Origin of the sequence: Halovivax cerinus, from assembly GCF_024498195.1 — an archaeon.
GTDB lineage: Archaea > Halobacteriota > Halobacteria > Halobacteriales > Natrialbaceae > Halovivax > Halovivax cerinus.
This window is the reverse complement of record NZ_CP101824.1, coordinates 2,840,302-2,856,887: the sequence shown is the minus strand read 5'-3', so window position 1 is coordinate 2,856,887 and position 16,586 is coordinate 2,840,302. Positions and strand designations below refer to the sequence as shown.

12 protein-coding genes and 2 pseudogenes are annotated in these 16,586 nt (G+C 58.0%); 1 reads left to right on the top strand and 13 read right to left on the bottom strand.

Annotation, left to right across the window (positions count from 1 at the left end; all coding sequences use genetic code 11):
- Nucleotides 1–123 precede the first annotated feature (123 nt).
- Nucleotides 124–489: a group I truncated hemoglobin gene (locus NO366_RS13520; RefSeq protein WP_256531317.1), complete on the bottom strand. Its 366-nt coding sequence runs from the start codon at nucleotides 487–489 to the stop codon at nucleotides 124–126.
- Between the two features lie 234 nt (nucleotides 490–723).
- On the bottom strand, nucleotides 724–1,641 hold the full coding sequence (locus NO366_RS13515) for a helix-turn-helix domain-containing protein (RefSeq protein WP_256531316.1): 918 nt from the start codon (nucleotides 1,639–1,641) through the stop codon (nucleotides 724–726).
- 225 nt (nucleotides 1,642–1,866) lie between these two features.
- Between NO366_RS13515 and NO366_RS13510 the strand changes: the two genes are divergently transcribed.
- Nucleotides 1,867–3,465, top strand: a complete 1,599-nt coding sequence (locus tag NO366_RS13510) for a peptidoglycan DD-metalloendopeptidase family protein (RefSeq protein ID WP_382274249.1) — start codon at nucleotides 1,867–1,869, stop codon at nucleotides 3,463–3,465.
- A 238-nt stretch (nucleotides 3,466–3,703) separates the two neighbouring features.
- Here NO366_RS13510 and NO366_RS13505 read toward each other — a convergent pair whose 3' ends face one another.
- The 11 genes and pseudogenes from NO366_RS13505 to NO366_RS13450 form a co-directional block, all read right to left on the bottom strand.
- The gene (locus tag NO366_RS13505; protein ID WP_256531314.1) at nucleotides 3,704–3,889 is read right to left on the bottom strand and encodes a hypothetical protein; all 186 of its coding nucleotides are present in this window, start codon (nucleotides 3,887–3,889) and stop codon (nucleotides 3,704–3,706) included.
- 259 nt (nucleotides 3,890–4,148) lie between these two features.
- Nucleotides 4,149–4,807, bottom strand: a pseudogene (locus tag NO366_RS13500) (eCIS core domain-containing protein); the annotation flags it as partial.
- 14 nt (nucleotides 4,808–4,821) lie between these two features.
- On the bottom strand, nucleotides 4,822–5,103 hold the full coding sequence (locus tag NO366_RS13495; protein ID WP_256531313.1) for a hypothetical protein: 282 nt from the start codon (nucleotides 5,101–5,103) through the stop codon (nucleotides 4,822–4,824).
- Nucleotides 5,104–6,061: 958 nt separating this feature from the next.
- Nucleotides 6,062–6,334: pseudogene (locus tag NO366_RS13490) on the bottom strand (eCIS core domain-containing protein); the annotation flags it as partial.
- A gap of 102 nt (nucleotides 6,335–6,436) precedes the next feature.
- A complete protein-coding gene (locus tag NO366_RS13485; protein ID WP_256531312.1) occupies nucleotides 6,437–6,877 on the bottom strand; it encodes a hypothetical protein in 441 nt (146 codons plus the stop codon).
- Between the two features lies 1 nt (nucleotide 6,878).
- The gene (locus tag NO366_RS13480; RefSeq protein WP_256531311.1) at nucleotides 6,879–7,973 is read right to left on the bottom strand and encodes an eCIS core domain-containing protein; all 1,095 of its coding nucleotides are present in this window, start codon (nucleotides 7,971–7,973) and stop codon (nucleotides 6,879–6,881) included.
- A gap of 1,004 nt (nucleotides 7,974–8,977) precedes the next feature.
- The gene (locus NO366_RS13470; RefSeq protein WP_256531309.1) at nucleotides 8,978–9,835 is read right to left on the bottom strand and encodes a hypothetical protein; all 858 of its coding nucleotides are present in this window, start codon (nucleotides 9,833–9,835) and stop codon (nucleotides 8,978–8,980) included.
- 121 nt (nucleotides 9,836–9,956) lie between these two features.
- Nucleotides 9,957–10,685 (bottom strand): M48 family metallopeptidase, encoded by a 729-nt coding sequence (locus tag NO366_RS13465; RefSeq protein WP_256531308.1) that lies wholly within the window; start codon nucleotides 10,683–10,685, stop codon nucleotides 9,957–9,959.
- A gap of 5 nt (nucleotides 10,686–10,690) precedes the next feature.
- Nucleotides 10,691–13,651, bottom strand: a complete 2,961-nt coding sequence (locus NO366_RS13460; protein ID WP_256531307.1) for a type I restriction endonuclease subunit R — start codon at nucleotides 13,649–13,651, stop codon at nucleotides 10,691–10,693.
- A gap of 6 nt (nucleotides 13,652–13,657) precedes the next feature.
- On the bottom strand, nucleotides 13,658–14,938 hold the full coding sequence (locus NO366_RS13455; RefSeq protein ID WP_256531306.1) for a restriction endonuclease subunit S: 1,281 nt from the start codon (nucleotides 14,936–14,938) through the stop codon (nucleotides 13,658–13,660).
- Nucleotides 14,935–16,497 carry a type I restriction-modification system subunit M gene (locus NO366_RS13450; RefSeq protein ID WP_256531305.1) on the bottom strand — a complete coding sequence of 521 codons (1,563 nt, stop codon included), beginning with the start codon at nucleotides 16,495–16,497 and terminating at the stop codon, nucleotides 14,935–14,937. The genes NO366_RS13455 and NO366_RS13450 overlap by 4 nt, the downstream gene beginning before the upstream one ends.
- Nucleotides 16,498–16,586: the final 89 nt, after the last annotated feature.

The window sequence follows — 16,586 nt, the reverse complement described above, 5'->3', positions numbered from 1 at the left end:
CCGCCGCGTCGGTACCGATATCGGCATCGGTTTCGACCTCGATCACCTAACTGGTCGAGACAGCACGACACCGGATTGCGTCCAGTCGAACGGATTCTGCACCGGGGCGGACGGGGGTGCCGCTCAGTGATCGACGATCTCGGGTTCGAACGCCGCTACGTGGTCGAGTATCGAATCGACGGCCGCCTCGTCGACGTCGTTCTGTCGAAGGGCGTCGGCGAGATACGTCGTGACCCTGTCGAACGCCTCCTCGGTGATCCCCAACCTCTCGTGGGCTCGTTCCATGTCGTCACCCTCGTACGAGGCGGGACCGCCGGCGACGGCGCTCACGAACTGCACCTGGTGGGCGAACAGGGCCCCGCGATCGGTTCCCTCGAAGTACGGTTCGAGCACCGGATCGTCGAAGACCAAGTCGTAGAAGTCGGAGACGACGGCCTCGACGGTCTCCGACCCGCCGATACTGTCGTAGATGGAGTTGTGTTGTGACATCACCTCCACCAATATCGATCCGCGATAAAGTGTTTGCGAAAGAACACGTTCGGGAGAAAATTCAAGTATCGGTACGGTCCGAACGGTATCGAGGGCGATCAGTCGACCGTCGGCACGAATCCTATCGGGTCACGGCCCGATCGGTTCGCCAACTGCCGATCCCATCGTCCGTAATTTCGAGAGGCGGTTTGTGATACGATTCGCGTAGCCAGTCGTCACTCGGCGTGACTCTCCTTAGGCCTGTCGAGCCCGCTCACTGACGCTGACGTCGTGGACGTCGAACTCGTCGTCGACCACTATCTCAGCAGTAGAGTCGTGGCACGAGACGACGATCGTGACCCGACTGGAATCGTCGGAATCGGGCCGGCCGATCACGGTCGGAAGCACGTCCTCCGTCTCGCGCATACCGGTCGACCGCTCGATCGGAACCCCGATCTCCAGGAGTGCGTTCGTCACGAGCGGGTCGAACTGGAGCGCGCTGACGACGTCGACCGTCGCGAGCCACGAACACGTCTCGCAGGTCAATTCCACCGTCGGCGTCGACTCGCCGTCGAGGCGCTCGCGTGGGATCGTCGATCGCACTACTCCGGCACACGACGGACACTGCCCCGTCGCGGCCAGTCCGACGTGGTACATCATCCGGTCGTAGAGCGCCCCGAAGCAGTCGGTCCCCGCACGAACGGCCACCCCGTTCTTCGGAAATCGATACGTTAGTCCCCAGAACTCGTCGCAGGCGGGGCACTCGACGGTGAGGTACTCCTGCTCGTAGCGCCACCCCAGGTCCGTCTCGCAGTAGGGACAGCGCTCGTCGATCTCCACGTCGACCGCGATCGACTCGGTCGGCCGGTTCGCCAGGACCGCCTCGTAGAGCCCGATGGCGCTCGCCGTCGGCACGTAGCCGCCATCGACCTTCTCCACGTAGGCGCCGCGAAGCTTCTCCAGGTGGTAGTTGAACTTGCCGCTGTCTTCGACCCCCGTCGCGGACATCAGTTCGGCGTACGACAGGGTTCGGTCCGCTCGTACCTCGTCGCGGGAGTCGGGATCGATCGGCTCGTAGCGCTCGAAGAAGGCTCGCAGCACGTCGAGTCTGATCTCGTGGCCGAGCAGCGCGAACGCGTCCGTCTCCGGCGTTCGCTCCCGGTCGTCGCTCATACGATCGCGGAAGCCCCGGACCACATTGAACCCTCGCATCGGGCACGCGATCGAACCGGACCGCGGTGTGCGGGCTACCCGTGTGAAGTGTAGTTCACAGAAACGTTAGTACCCCAACCGTCCTGGACCCACCTAGTGACCGAACCCGCATCCGCCTCCGAGACGACATCGGTGGTGTCACGCCTCCGCGATCGGATCGGTTCCGTGAGTCCGTTCAGCCTCGGGATGCTGGGCGTCGTCGGATTCGTCGGCGACGTCGTCCCGGGGCTCGAGGTACTGTCACTGCTGAAACTCCTGTTTCTGTTCTGGCTGTGGCCGCTCGCCGCCATCCTGGTCGGACTGGGCAAGGACGTCGTCGGCCTCGACGACGAATCGGCGGCGCCGGAACCGCGCGACTGGATCGAGATGGAGATGGGAACGGTCGCCCAGCTCGCTTTCCTGTTCGGCGTCGTCCTGTCTGTGGTAAATCCCCCGATGGCCAGACAGGACATCTCGCAGCTGCTCGGGAGCGTCGTCGCGATCGCCAGACATCGGGGATCGCTTCCGGGTCCGGAGACCTTCGATCAGGAGGTCGACTACAGGCTTCCCGTCGACGGGTCGTGGACGGTGGTCAACGGCAGCCCGATCAAGGAGTGGTCACACTCGTGGTTCCCGGCGACGCAGCGCTACGCGTACGACTTCGTGATCACCGACGAGGAGGGACGGACCCGGCCGGCTGGCACAGACGAGTGCGTGGCAAACTACTACTGCTACGACGAACCCGTCCTCGCACCGGCAGACGGTGTCGTCGTGACCGTCCGCGACGGCGATCCGGAACTCGGCCGGGGCGGCGGCTACTCCCACCCGTTCAAGCGAAGCGTCACCGGGAACACCGTCACGATTAGCCACGCCGAGGGGGAGTACAGTTGTCTCGCCCATCTGGTCCCGGGGAGTCTCTCGGTGGCGCCCGGCGACCGCGTCGAGCGTGGACAGCCGGTCGGTCGCTGTGGCCACTCCGGGAACTCCTCCGAACCCCACCTGCACTTCCAGCTCCAGGACCACCCGACGTTCGAGTTCGCCACCGGGCTTCCGATCCGCTTCGACGACGTCGTCAGTGAATCGCCGAGCGTCGACGTAGCCGCGGACGCGGGCTGGGACGATCCCAGCGCTGCGGGATGGCGAGGCGAGAGCGGACTGAACGGGGACGGGAGCGGTCTGAACGCGGTCGGTGACGGTGGTGACGGGGAGCGTGACGGCGATGTCACGGTTAGTGCGGGCGACGGAGACACGCCGGAAACCGGGCGAAGCCAGTACGTCCACGTCGGCCAGCGCGTGACGCACGCGCCGACCGCTGACGCCGACGAACCGGAGGAGGGAGTGGAAGTAGCGGACCGACAGGATGGTGCAGCGCACCGAACGGACGACGGCGCGAGTACACCGTCCGTCCCGGGCGTCGGTCGCGTCGTCGCGCTCGGACGCGTGGCCGCCGGGCTCGCCATCGGCGGGTACGTCGTCCTCCTCGGCGGGATCGTCGGATCGTCCGTCTCGACGGTCGCGCTCGGCCTCGCGGCGATCACCGGGCTGGCGCTCGCGTACCTGCTCGGACGATGGGTGGTAGACGACGGTGACGGCCGGGTCCCGTCGATCAGCTCGGTGGCGGGTGTTGTGCTCGCCGGGGCGGTCGTCGGTACCGTCGCCGCCGGGAATCTGCTGCCGGGCACGACCGCGTTCGTGCTCGGCGGCGCGCTGTTCCTGCTCGGCACCCTGCTGTACGTCGGCGTCTGGGAGTACGGCCGCCGACGTGTGTTTCGCGATGCTGTGTCCACGGCTCGCGGGATCGCGTGACGAGCCACTGTCGCGCCGCATCCTCTGTTGTACAGACCGACGCCGTCCCGACGTCTCCAGGGCCGAACACGGACCGCTATCCATGACAGGATATCGAAAACGGTCGTGACGAGGAATTCGGTGATCGTGACGCGGATTCGGTGGTCGCGACGCGGGTTCGGTGATCGTGACGAGGGAGTCGGTGGTCGCGACGCGGTTTCGGGAACTGGACGGCCGCTAACCGGTCAGGAGTGTCGCCTCAGTCGGTGATCGCGTCCGTATAGCCTTCGAGGAAGAACTTCCCGATCCAGAGGCCGGCGATACCGGCGCCGACGACGAGTATCGCGAGCGACGGGGCGGTGCCGTCGACCGATTGGGCCGCCCCGAGCGTCATCCCCAGCACGACGAGAATTCCGACGTCGTCGCGGAGGCTCCAGTCGTCCATACAGGGGATTCACGTCACTGGAACATAACGATTGCCATGAGACCGGACGGTGTCGGCGGGCGTGTGAAATCGAGCGTACCGTCATCGCACGAGCTGGTCCGACCGACGTATCTCTATCGTGAACCCGCGTATCAGTCCGACTCGACGGCGTGACCGTCCACCCGTTCTAACTCACCGTCGTTCGTCACGACCGCGTCGTACGCTACATCGACTCGGAAGTCATTTTCAGACACGTTCCCACCCGGAATTCGGTTTCCGTACCGCCCTCCATCACCCGCTGGGCGGTCTCCTCGGCCTCGCGTTCGAGTTGCGGATCGGGGTCGATCTCCAACTCGATACCTTCCTGCGGCATCATCGACAACACGCCGCCTGTCTCGCGTGTCGTCACTGCGTTCCTCCCGCTCGGTCCTCCGGCGGCCCTCACTCCGTTCGCGCCGCCCGGCTGTTGCCTGACGTGTGCCAACTCGTGCGCCAGAAGATGCTGGCCCTCCGCACTTTCCGGATCGAACTCCCCAGAATTGAACGCGATGTGATTCCCGACCGTGAACGCCCGAGCGTTGATGTCCTCACACACCTTCGCAGCCGTCGGCCCGGTGTGAATCCGGACGTCACTGAACGAGTCGCCCATGCGATCCTCCATCGCGCGCTGGATCGACGCGTCGAGCGAGTGGCCCGACGAGGAGATCACGGTCCCGGACCGGCTCGGGCACCTAGGTGTCACTGGGCCGGCTCTCGTCGTAGGTGTCGATAGTGCTGCGGTGGAGAGACCTCGTTCTGCACGTCGATGTCGTCCGGAATCGGACTCGTGTCCTCGCTGTCCCGGGCCGGCGACCGTGGCTTCGACGAGGAGGGGTGCGCTGGGCCAGCCGCACGTCGTCCTCCGGGCGGATCACGCACCGCGAGACGAACAGCTAGCATCCCCCAGCAGGTGACTACTCTTCGCGCTCCACGATCTCGTACTCAACCTCGTCTTCGATCAGCGGGAGCAGGTATTCCTTCAAGCTGTCTCCGGTCTTCGTGACGGAGTGTTTCGATCGAAACTTCCCCGGCTCGTCGGGCATCGGGCTCAGTTCTGTCTCTCGAATCCCGTCGTTGATGTCTTCTACCTTCTCCTCAAGGTACCAATTGGAGCCGCTGTACGTCGCTGTGCTCTCATCGAGATCGATCTCACCTATCTCCACTCCGTCCTCGATCAGTACGATGTACTCACTCATAGTGCTCTACCTCGTAGTACTGGCCAGCGTTCGCGAACTTATCGTCCTTCTCGAGAGTGGTCTTCACGTCCTTCTTCCACGCCTCGATCGCTCGTTGATCCGGATCGGAACCCGGGTAGGGATCGCTCGAAAACGGGCTCACTTCTGGGTCCTCTCGGTGGAGGTGCGAGATGAGACTACGCTTCGTCGGGCAGGGGTCGAAGACCTGTACGTACGCTCGAAGGAGATCGCCGTGACGGTAGAACCAGTTCGCAGGATGTCTGAGTTCATCGAACTGCATTGCTTCGTGCAAGTGCGCTAGCGTCTCGTGTGCGTGCACAGCAGAATAGTTGTCGATGTCGCTAAACGCCTCAAACGTGTACATATGCTCGTTGTCCGAATTGTCCGTGTGAGCGCTTTGCATCCGTTCCCACGCGTTGTTCACTTCGGCGATGAGTCGTTCCAGCTCTTGGGGTACATCCCCGGGATCAACCTGAGTCAGGTGATGCTCCGGATATTCCGACTCTGGAACCTCTGGGAAGTTATTACGGCTAGGATCATAACGATTCTTGTTGGTATATGTTGCACGGTCACCAACATTGTAACCGTGTGCATCGGCTACAGCGTGACCGAGTTCGTGGTGAACTGTATCGACGTCGATGCCGTCAGCAAGGCTGAGCCGCGCGTCTTCACGGTTACTTCCCGCCACGGGGAGGAGCGATCCCGCAAACCGTGGATCAGTCTCGGCTTCAACACGTTTGATGTGTTCGAATACAGCTTCGGCAACGACGAGAGATTCAGCGTTTGACACCTGCTGGTTGCTTCCCGTACGAAAGAGCTGCTTGATCTCCTCCGGATCGGACAGCTCGGCGAGATCCACTGGAATCGCCTCGACAGCCTCTCGTACCTCGTCCTCTGTGGGGTTGGTCAGGTCGAGTCGATCGCGAAGCCGTTCCAGCCGTTCTTTTCCCTCCTGGCTAAGCCGCTGAACGTGAACATCACTGTCTCCGAGCCGTTGAATCCCGAGCTCGCCCCCGTCCATCACCCGCTGGGCGGTTGACTCGGCTTCGCGTTCGAGTTGCGGATCGGGGTCGATCTCGAGCTCGACGTTCTGTTGCGGCATCATCGAGATCGCCCCACCTGTCTGTTGCCTGACGTGTGCCAACTCGTGCGCCAGAAGATGCTGGCCCTCAGCACTCTCCGGATCGTACTCGCCCGCGTTGAACGCGATGTGGGTCCCGACCGTGAAGGCCGGGTAATGTTACCTCACGACCCGACACGGCGGTCCCCGCGACTAGCGTCTGCTCGGGATCACCACGGTGCGTTGAAACGGGAGAGTACTCAGGCGTAGGAACTACGTCTCCTCTTCCGGTTCGTATTCTTCTATCATTGCTTGTTCGAGAGTGTTGTCGTTCATCAGGTCGAGCGCAGCGTCAGAAACGATCAGTTCGTACTTATCAGAAATTCCAAAATCATCACTCCCTGGCTCCCCCTCGACCTTTAACCAATAGAACGTGGGCAATTCTTTGGTAGATTGCAACTCCTTGAACTGGTCAGATTTTGAGGTACACACGTCGTCAAGTCTAAACCCTGTCAACTTGCTCGACTCGAGTACTCTTTTCAGTTGCTCGCTCACGATGTAGCAGGGATGAGAGCTTAGTAGATCGTCGCCCAGCCACCCATCGAATTCATAGTGAAGTGTATGAACTTCCGGTGGGCTTCGAGTCGTATCCATCTCGGTTCTCTCTCCTAATCCACCTGCGACCTCTGGATGAATTGAATAAAAGGCACACATGTTATCTCACCGCCGGAACGAATTCTTCCCTATACTCGTTATCGATTTCCGTAGCCTTGTCGAGAAGTTTCTTCTTCGTGACCTCTTCATCACGGGAATCCATCTTTTTATAGAAGAGATCCCATTCCTGGCGTATTTTTCCCCTGTGTAACTGGCCTCGCTTCTGGTTGGGGATCCCGCGCAAATTTTCTAACGAATGGATTTCTGCTTCAGACACCACGTCTGGATACCGCCGCAGGGTTTGTTGCTCAACTGCATGATGAACTTCGACCTCACCCTTCAGGTGCGGATAATATTCGAAAAACGTTTTTCTGTAATCTTTACGTTTTGCCGTGCCAAATCTCGCCGCGCAATTTTTAATTGGATGGCCAAGTCCCTCATCTTCCTCGTTGTCGTAGCCACCCTCATCAAACGCATCCAGATTACTCTGGTCCCAAGGAAATCGCTGGACGTGGACCTCGGCTCCGGAGAGCCGCTGAATCCCCAGTTCGCAGCCGTCCATCACCCGCTGGGCGGTCTCCTCGGCTTCGCGTTCGAGTTGTGGATCGGGGTCGATCTCCAACTCGACGTTCGCCTGCGGCATCATCGAGAGTGCGCCGCCGGTCTGCTGGCGGACATGCGCCAGTTCGTGCGCCAATAGGTGCTGTCCCTCCGGGCTCTCGGAGTCGTACTCGCCCGCGTTGAACGCGATGTGATTCCCGACCGTAAACGCCCGCGCGTTGATGGCCTCGCAGGCGTTCGCAGCCGTCGGTCCGGTGTGAATCCGGACGTCACTGAACGAGTCGCCCATGCGATCCTCCATCGCGCGCTGGATCGACGCGTCGAGTGAGTGCCCCGACGAGGAAATCACGTCACGAACGGAGTCGGGCACCCCGGCGTCGCCGGCCGGTCCCGTCGCCTCGTGGGCGTCCATGTTGCGCTGGAGCGACGCCAGATTCTGACGGTTGTTGTCGATCGGAATCTCATCGGGGCGATTCTGGAACTCGGCGATGAGTTCGGACGCACGTTTGCTCGCCGCCGGGCCGAGCGAGACCGGTTCGTCGCGCGTCTGCTGTCCGGCTCCTATCACTGGCACCCCAATCGGGCCGGGTGCCATCGCGTCGGCCGACTCGGATCGAGCATGCCGGCGCGACCGGGACGCTTCGTTCGACTCGCGCTCGTCCGTCTTCGACGACCGCCGAGATCGACGTCGGCGACGCTTGCGGTTACCCATCGACGACGTCCTCCGGATTCTGGGTGCGTTCGACCCGACTCAGACGCCACTCTGACATTGGTTCTAATTTTATTTCAACCACTATTAATTCTTTTTACCGTCGTACTCCGTACTGGGCTGTTCGAAGGGAGGCCCGAACCATCCGACCGACCGATTCGAACGGATTCGCGTTCGTCAGACGCAGGTCTGCAGCGGTGCAGCGTGGTGGAAGGAGACCGCGGCCCCATTCGTGGGCAGGATCAGGATGAACTATAGATCCAGGACTAAAATTCCACACACCATCGGTAACTATATTACCCGTCACGTCAATCATCCGCACGGAAGCCACGGACTCCGCTATGGGGGCTGCGAGAAATGCCCCGGGTGGTTGTGACACCCGAGACGTGGTTTCCAAATCCGGAACCGGATTTGTCAACCATGATTGCGTACACACCACCGCATCAAAAAGGTCTCGCCCGCTCTCGGTTCAGAGAGTCGAAACGCTGTCCGTCGTTCGCTTTCGATTCCCGGGATTGGGGGCCGAGATCCACCGGGTGGTCAGTAGGACCGTACCGTGGTGATCTCGGATGAGATCCGTCGATCAAGCGACCGCCACGAGCAGGGCCAGCGGCGAGGGGCCTCGCACGCGCGAGTGCTACCGGTGTGATCGCGACGTGGATCCAGACGTCCTCTTCCGGGTTTCCGTTGAACCGCCGAGGATGCTGTCGAAGACCTACGGAACGTCCGTTCGGTACTGCTGTGAACACTGCGCCGCAGCGATGAATTTGTCCGAGTTTTCTGAGGGAGTGAAGGAGCACGCTGAACAGGGGTAATTCTATTCGCGATTCTATTTCAGTTTTGGACCCACAACCAAAAATCGGACATTTTGCGTCTATTAGTATGTCAATCTAATTTTTTACCCATATATATAACAATATACATACGATGATTGCTATAAACCCATTTGAGGGCCCACCCTCTGAGGGATGCGCAGTTATTGGAGCGACGCCACCGCCACCGATGCCATCGATACTGGTGTTACCAATAAGATTGTGAATATCGGATTTAGACTTGTTGAAACTCCAATCGATTGATTCGTGGTTTTTTGCTTCTGCATGGAGTTGTTGTAATTCAGTAAAAACAAATTCGACGTTATTATCCGAAGAGATCTCGTATGGTACTGCTCTAATTGCCCAGTGGAGTTCACTCATTACAAAGGCAATGCAGCCATTACACCCTTTATCTGCATACCTTAGGAAAGTTCGAGTAGATGTAAACCGGACCCCTCTCCAGGCCATTTGATACGGAACTGTGGATTGCCAAAGCGAGACCTCCAACCCGAAGGCGATACTTGCGTAAAGGAATTTCCGAACAGAGTTTTCATTGGGTTGGGTGGAAACTTCACACGCTACTGACTGCAAGCGATTGAAACTCCCGATGAGGGGAATAAACCGAGTAGTTCGTCTAGCAATATTCTCGTGTTCCTGAACCATCGACTCCTCGATAACGGTGGTGAGATTCTGTTCATTGAGTATTCTGATCCCAAATCTGATTCTACGGAGGTGGGAGTTCACCTTTTCAGAATTTTCTTCAATGGCACTGAGAGGGACATCTGATTGTAAACTGTCTATACACAGTCCATTTGCACAATTCAATATAGTCTGGTCAATTTCTTCTCTGTCCATGCTGCGAAGCGGTTCGAAAAATTCCGCAACATCGGATCTCGCGGAACCATTAGCACCAACGGGACTGTTAGCGATACCCATGCCCACAAGGCCCGGTGAGGTTCGTAAAAAGGCCCTTCGATTCATAAATTTGAATCACAGATAGGTTCTTCGACATCTTAGAATATAAGAGCTATCTACCCAGAGTGAAAGTGAACGTAGTTTAAATTGAGAGGGTTCGACCGTTCACACGGAGCCACTCTCTCCGTTCCTCGTAATCTGGAAGTAGCGATCCCACGGCGTTCCAGAATCCATCCGTATGGTCGGAATGTGTCGAATGTACTAATTCGTGAATGACTACATAGTCCTGGATCCGAACTGGTGCCAGAATTAATCGCCAGTTCAATCGAACTACCCCGTTTTCGTACTCACCCCACCTCCCGGACAGTTCACACACATCTACGGTGATCTTTGTGGCACCAACGTTCGATTGGTACCGGTTACAACGCTGTTGGAGGTCCGCTTTGGCCCGATCAACGTACCAGTCGACTACAGCTTGGCGTTTACGACGGACGCTCACGTGATCCGACGGTGCATCATAGCTATGGACGGAGAGCGTAAACGTATCCCCATCAAAAAACAGTTCGGGCTGACGAACATCCGATTCCTCGACATGCAGCGGGTACTCTCGGCCGCGGTAGGTGAGTTTCTCCCCACTTAGGAACTCCTTCGGATACGGAGGGCCGGATTGCTCCGATAGGCCATAGAGTTTCTCCAGTAGCCATTCCTGTTTTGCCTCCAGCGTCTCCTCGATATCGTCGTACGAAGCTTCCATCGGTGCCGTGACCGTGACGGTGAGCGTATCGTCGATTGCGAGATTGATCGTTTCGCGATCGGCTGACCAATCGATCTCGTAAGGGACCATCGTCTGGCCGATGTGGAACTGACGCATTTGCCTCATTGGTAGTGGGCACGGGCGAGCTGAATAATCCGGCTGGTCAATTCGTCGCGCTGGTCGTCAGTCAAGTCGAGATCCGTCTTGTAGAGTTCAATACGGACCTGCTGGCGCATCTCTTTTTGGACCCCAACACGCTCTTTCCACTCGACGATCTCCGCGAGGTCTTCGACACTCCCGACGATCGAGCCCGTCAGCTCCAGGAGGTGCTCGTCATCGACCTCCCGATCGTCAGTGTCGAGGACGTCCGCGATCGAGTGATAGAACGAGAGTTCCGTGGTCCCCTCGAACCCGTGTTCGTGGGCCCGTTGCTTGCGCGAGCGGATCTCGTCCATCACGCCGTTGAGTTCCTCGATAATCTCGATCTCGTCGAGTCGGCCTTGCTTATACTCCTCGATCAACTCCTCGACTCGTTCGCGCAGTGAGCCGTAGTGGACCGGGTCTTCGTCGAAACGCACGTTGATCTCGTGGGTGACTGCGTGTTGCATTTCGCTCGCTCTGGCTTCGTCGCTCTCTAACGTATCAAGCTTCGTGTCGAACTCGGCTTCGTCCATCACCGAGACGGGCTCGTCGTTCAGCACGTCGATGCCCGACGTACGGATGTGCTTGTGGATGAGTTCACGGACCTGCTGGCCACAGCCCTCCAGATTCATCTCGTCGTCGCGGAAGCGCTCTTTCGCCCGCCCGTAGATCGTACTCAGCTGTTCGAGGTCCTCCTTGTACGGGTTCGCCATCGGGTCGGGGAGGACGGTGTCCATCAGCGTCGAGAACCGTTTGAACTGGTTGGTGAACTCGATACGCGTGTCCTCGGGTTCGAGCGTCTGCAAACACGCCTCTTCGTCGTGGATGTCGTCGAAAAAGGAGACCGCCTTGCTGTGGGCGGCTTCGAGTTCGGGTTCTTTGTCCTCCAGCGGGACCATCGCGTTGGCCACCTCGTCTTCGCTGAACATCGCGAGGGCCTCTTGCAGATCTTCGGAAACGCCGTAGTAGTCGATCACCAGCCCGTAGTTTTTCTCGGCGAACGGACGGTTCACGCGGGCGATGGCTTGCAGCAGACTGTGTTCGCGCAGCGGTTTGTCCAGATACATGACTTGGGCGACGGGGGCGTCGAACCCAGTGAGGAGCATGTCGCAGACGATGAGCAGTTCGACGTCGCCCTCGGGGTTGACGAACTCTTCTTTGTAGTCGGTGAGTTCCGACCCCGACGGTGCCCAGCGCTTGACGTCCTCGGGGTCGTTGTGGCCCTGTGAGATGACGACGCGCGACTCGGGACCGTTGAGTTCGTCGAGTGTCTCTTTGTACGTGATCGCCGCGCGCTTGCTCGTCGTGACGACCATGCCTTTGAACGGGTGGGCGACCTCGTTCTCGTAGTGGTCGATGATATCCAGCGCGATCCGGTCGATGCGTGACTGGGCCTCGGCCAGATCTCGCTGTTGGGCGTAGCGTTTCTTGATCTCGGCTTTCTCCTCGTCCGTGTGACCGTCAAAGACGCGATCGAGATCCGTTCCGTCCAGATGAATGTCTGCGAGGCGGCCTTGATACAGGATCTCGACCGTGGTGTTATCTTCAAGCGACTTGTCGATCGTGTAGGAGTCGATGTAGTTGCCGAACGTTTTGCGCGTGTCGCGCATCTCCTTCTCGATGGGCGTCCCAGTGAAGCCCACGTAGAAGGCGTTGGGCAGGGCGGTCCGCATGTTGTTCGCGAGGTGTTTGTACTGCGTGCGGTGGGCCTCGTCGACCATCACGTAGATGTCGTTGTCCTCGGAGAGGACGGGGAAGTCGCCCGACTCCTCTTCGTGGAGTTGGAACTTCTGGATGAGCGTGGTGATCGTCTCGCCGGCGTGGTTCGCCAGCTTCTCGCGTAGATCGTCGATATCGCCGGCTTGGTGTGGGTTCGGGAAGCCACAGCGTTCGAAGGTGTTGTGCAGTTGGGTGTCGAGTGCGTGGCGATCGGTGACGAGGACGAGTGTGGGGTCGTCCATCTCCCGGCGGAGCTTGAGCGCGAGAAAGAGCATCGTGAGCGATTTGCCCGAGCCTTGGGTGTGCCAGACCACCCCGCCGGGAACTTCGCGCTGGTGGCGCTTCTCGATCCGGGCAAGCGCCTTCTCGACCGCCCGGTACTGCTGGTAGCGCGCGACCATTTTGATCCGCCCCTGTTTCTTGTTCTCGTGGACGGTGTAATTCCGCAGTTGATCAAGTAACCGCGAAGGCTCGAACAGTGCGTACAGCATGCGGTACTGCGCGGGGAGGTACTCGTCGAACCCGAACTGGTCGGCGAGATACTCGTCGTCGACGGGGTACGGATCCCGCCACGGTTTGTACTCTCGTTTGGGCGTGCCGTAGGTGCCCATCACGGCGCCGTCGAGCCACGTCGCGACGGAGAACTGGTTGTACCGAAAGAGTTCCTCGGCTCCTTCGGTGGCGGTCTGTTCGCGTTCGTTCTGGTAGCGGGTGAGTTGCTCAAGCGCTTTCGAGCGCGGGTCTTGGATCGTCGGGTCCTTGCACTCGATCACTCCCAGTGGAAGGCCGTTAACGAACAGCACGATATCCGGGAGGATTGTCTCGTGTTTGCCCTCAACGGGGAACTGGTTGATCGCGAGGAAGTCGTTGGTCTCGGGCCGATCGTGATTGATGTACTCGACCGTCTGGTGTTTCTTGCCGTAGCCCCGATTCTGCTCGACAGAGGTATGCTTGACGAGCTTCTCGTGGATGAGCTCGTTCTCGTGCATCGTACTCGTCCCGGCGACCTGCTGGATCTCGCGGACGACTCGATTCAAATTATTCTCCGAGAGCCACGGATTTAGCTTGTCGACGGCAGCGCGAATTCGGGGTTCGAGCACGGCGCTGGTCTGTGTCTCGCGCGGGTCGTCCCACGTCTCGCGCTGTTGGTCGATAACCTCCCAGCCGAGGGTTGCCAAAGTGTCGAGGGCCGGGCGTTCGACCGAACCGTACTCGTCTGCCATTATCCCCTAACTATCTTCGACTGTTATATCATTCACTCTTACTTTCCCGGTGAGGAGGTCCTGCATGAGCCCGTGTTTCAGACTCTGTAATTTTTGTTTCCGATACCTCTCACATTCAAGGGTGGATTCGAGAGTTTCAATCACATCAGATATTTCCAGTTGCTCCGAAATAGGTGGGCAGACGACCGGGATTTCTCGCAGGTCTCCAATATTCAGAGAAGCTCGAGTAGATCCCGTCGAATACACTTCTATTAAGTCCTTATATATTTTCGTAGAAAGGCAATACCTCAACCAACGTGGATCCAAACGCTCAGTCGGCGTGATTCTTGCCAAATCCCGAGAAATATTGGATTTCTCAATATCGTCATTAAGATGGACGACTCTCCCTACAGTTCCCTTCACCGATACAACGACCTCGCCCCCTTGGATCTCGCTCCGGGAGTATTGCTCATGAAGTTCTTCACTGATTCTATGAACGGAATCTGATAACACTTCACCAGTGTCAGTGATATCCTCGATATTTAACAATTGAACTCCATCCGCATGATAATCGCCGGGCTTTAATACTCCATAACATATCGGATATTCGTCTTTATTTAGATCATCCAACATTTCAACACTCCAATGGGAGGGGATCGTTACGGAGAAAGGGCCAAGTTGGATCGTTTTGCAATCCTGCTCAAAAAATAGTTTGAATAGGTTTTGAAGTAATCCCTTCTCCAATTCTTCTACCTTTTTGATAATATCATTTGTTAGTTTTATTTGGTCGTCAACCTTTGAGAGGATCCCAGCAATACGGCGCTGCTCAAGAAGTGGAGGTTTCAATATCTGGAATATCTGGGTGAAATCACGCGGAACGTGAGTTATCCCAGTACCTTCTGATAGTTCTGAGATTCGATCTTCATGATGGCTGAGAGAATAGTATGCGAAGTCACTATCAAGGTCACCTTCATCAAACTCAAAGGCAGCAAGAGTAGAGCCTATGATCCCCTCAAAAGATTTGAATACGGTTCCAGAACTGGCTCCGTCCCATACCATAAGAATATGATCATCAGAGGCGCGTTTCCCATCCTCGGAATTAGCCCACTGGCTTACTTCGCCTTGAGACGCAGCGATTGTTAGGTACGGAAGTCTATCTTGTGCTGGATTGTCATAAAGAGCGTCCGGCTTTTTCCCCTTGGTCTTTTGAGAGACGTCTCCAACCGTTACCACGTCCCAATCTGCTGGGATCTCTATCTCGCGGGAATTTAGCAAGACCCGTTTTGCTTCAGATGTTGTCCTACTCATTTGTATTCCAGTTCCTCCATGTACTGCTGTAGCTTCTCGTCCGTCTCACGCCGCTTGGCTTCCAGTTCGTCTAACTCCTCCAACTTCTCGGTCACGTCGATCGGCTCCTCGGGTTCGGTCGTGTCGACGTAGCGCGGGACGTTCAGATTCCAGTCGTTCTCTTCGATCTCCTCCAAGTCGACCAACCGACTATGGTGGGCCTCTTCGCGGCCCGTCTGATACGTCTCGGCAAGATATTCGACACCCTCGGAGGTGATTTCGTTCTGATTCGAGAGTTCCTCGTAGATTTGGACACCCGACTCGCGCAGTTCTTGGTCTTCCGCGTAGATGAACTGTACTTTCCCCTCGCGTTCTTCGGGCTTGTCCTTATTCAGTATCAGCACGCAGCCCGGCGATGACGTGTTGTAGAAGAGGTTCTCGGGGAGCGCGATCACCGCCTCGACGAGGTCGTTTTCGAGGATCGGCTTGCGGATCTTCTTCTCCGAGCGCGACCGGAAGAGCACGCCGTTGTCCATCACGACGCCCGCCTTTCCCGTCTCGTTGAGCGACGCGAGCATGAGCTGGATCCACGCCCAGTCGCCACGATTCGACGGTGGAAGGCCGTACTCGAAGCGGTTGTAGGGTTCGTTCTCTTCGACCCAGTCCTTTGACCACTCCTTCTGGTTCCACATCGGATTCGCGATCACCTTGTCGAACACCTCCAGCTCGTCTTGCTCGGTGACGTGTTTGGGGTCGGTGATGGTATTTCCCTTCGCGATCTGGGCGTCTTTGACCTCGTGGAGCAGCATGTTCATCTGGCCGATCGCCCACGTGTCCAGATTACGCTCTTGGCCGTACAGCGCGAGGTGATCCATACTCCCACCGTTGTCAGCGACGTGGTGGGCGGAGTAGATCAGCATCCCGCCAGAGCCACAACACGGGTCGTACACGCGTTCGCCCTCGTCGGGATCGACACACTCGACGATGAGCTGGACGACCTCACGCGGCGTGTAGAACTCCCCACCCTTCTTGCCAGCGTCGTCGGCGAACTCGCGGATGAGATACTCGTACGCCCGTCCGAAGATGTCGGGATCGTCGAGATCGGCGTTTCGATAGCGGTAGGTGGAAAAGTGCGTGACGAGCTTGTCGAGGACCTCGTTCGGGAGCCGTTCCTTGTCGTTGAAGTCGATACTCGTCAGCACCCGTTCGTCGATCTCGTCGTTCTCGTCTTCGATCGCGTGCAGTGACTTATTGAGCGTGCCGCCAATGTCGTCCGTCGCTTCGGCGATGGTCGACCAACGAGCGCGTTCGGGAACCCAGAACTCGGTGTGAAGTCCGGGGTCGTCGCGAACGACGTCTTCGGGGATATCGTGTTTCTCGGAGAGTTCTTCGGTCTCTTCTTCGAAGCGATCGTTAACGCGTTTCAGAAAGAGGAGGCCGAAGATGTAATTCTTGTAGTCTGCGGAATCGATACTGCCGCGGAGAATATCGGCAGCTTCCCAGAGGTGCGTGCGGAGGGTTTCGAGTTCCAGGGTCCCACTGTTTTCCACGTCGGAGAGGGTCTCCTGTTCAGCGTCCATGATGGTGTGCTATAGAACGAGTTCATGTGTAGCTTTCCTTCCGAAGATGATGTGGTTCACTTCTCTATGAGAATCAAGGTGCTCAAGTA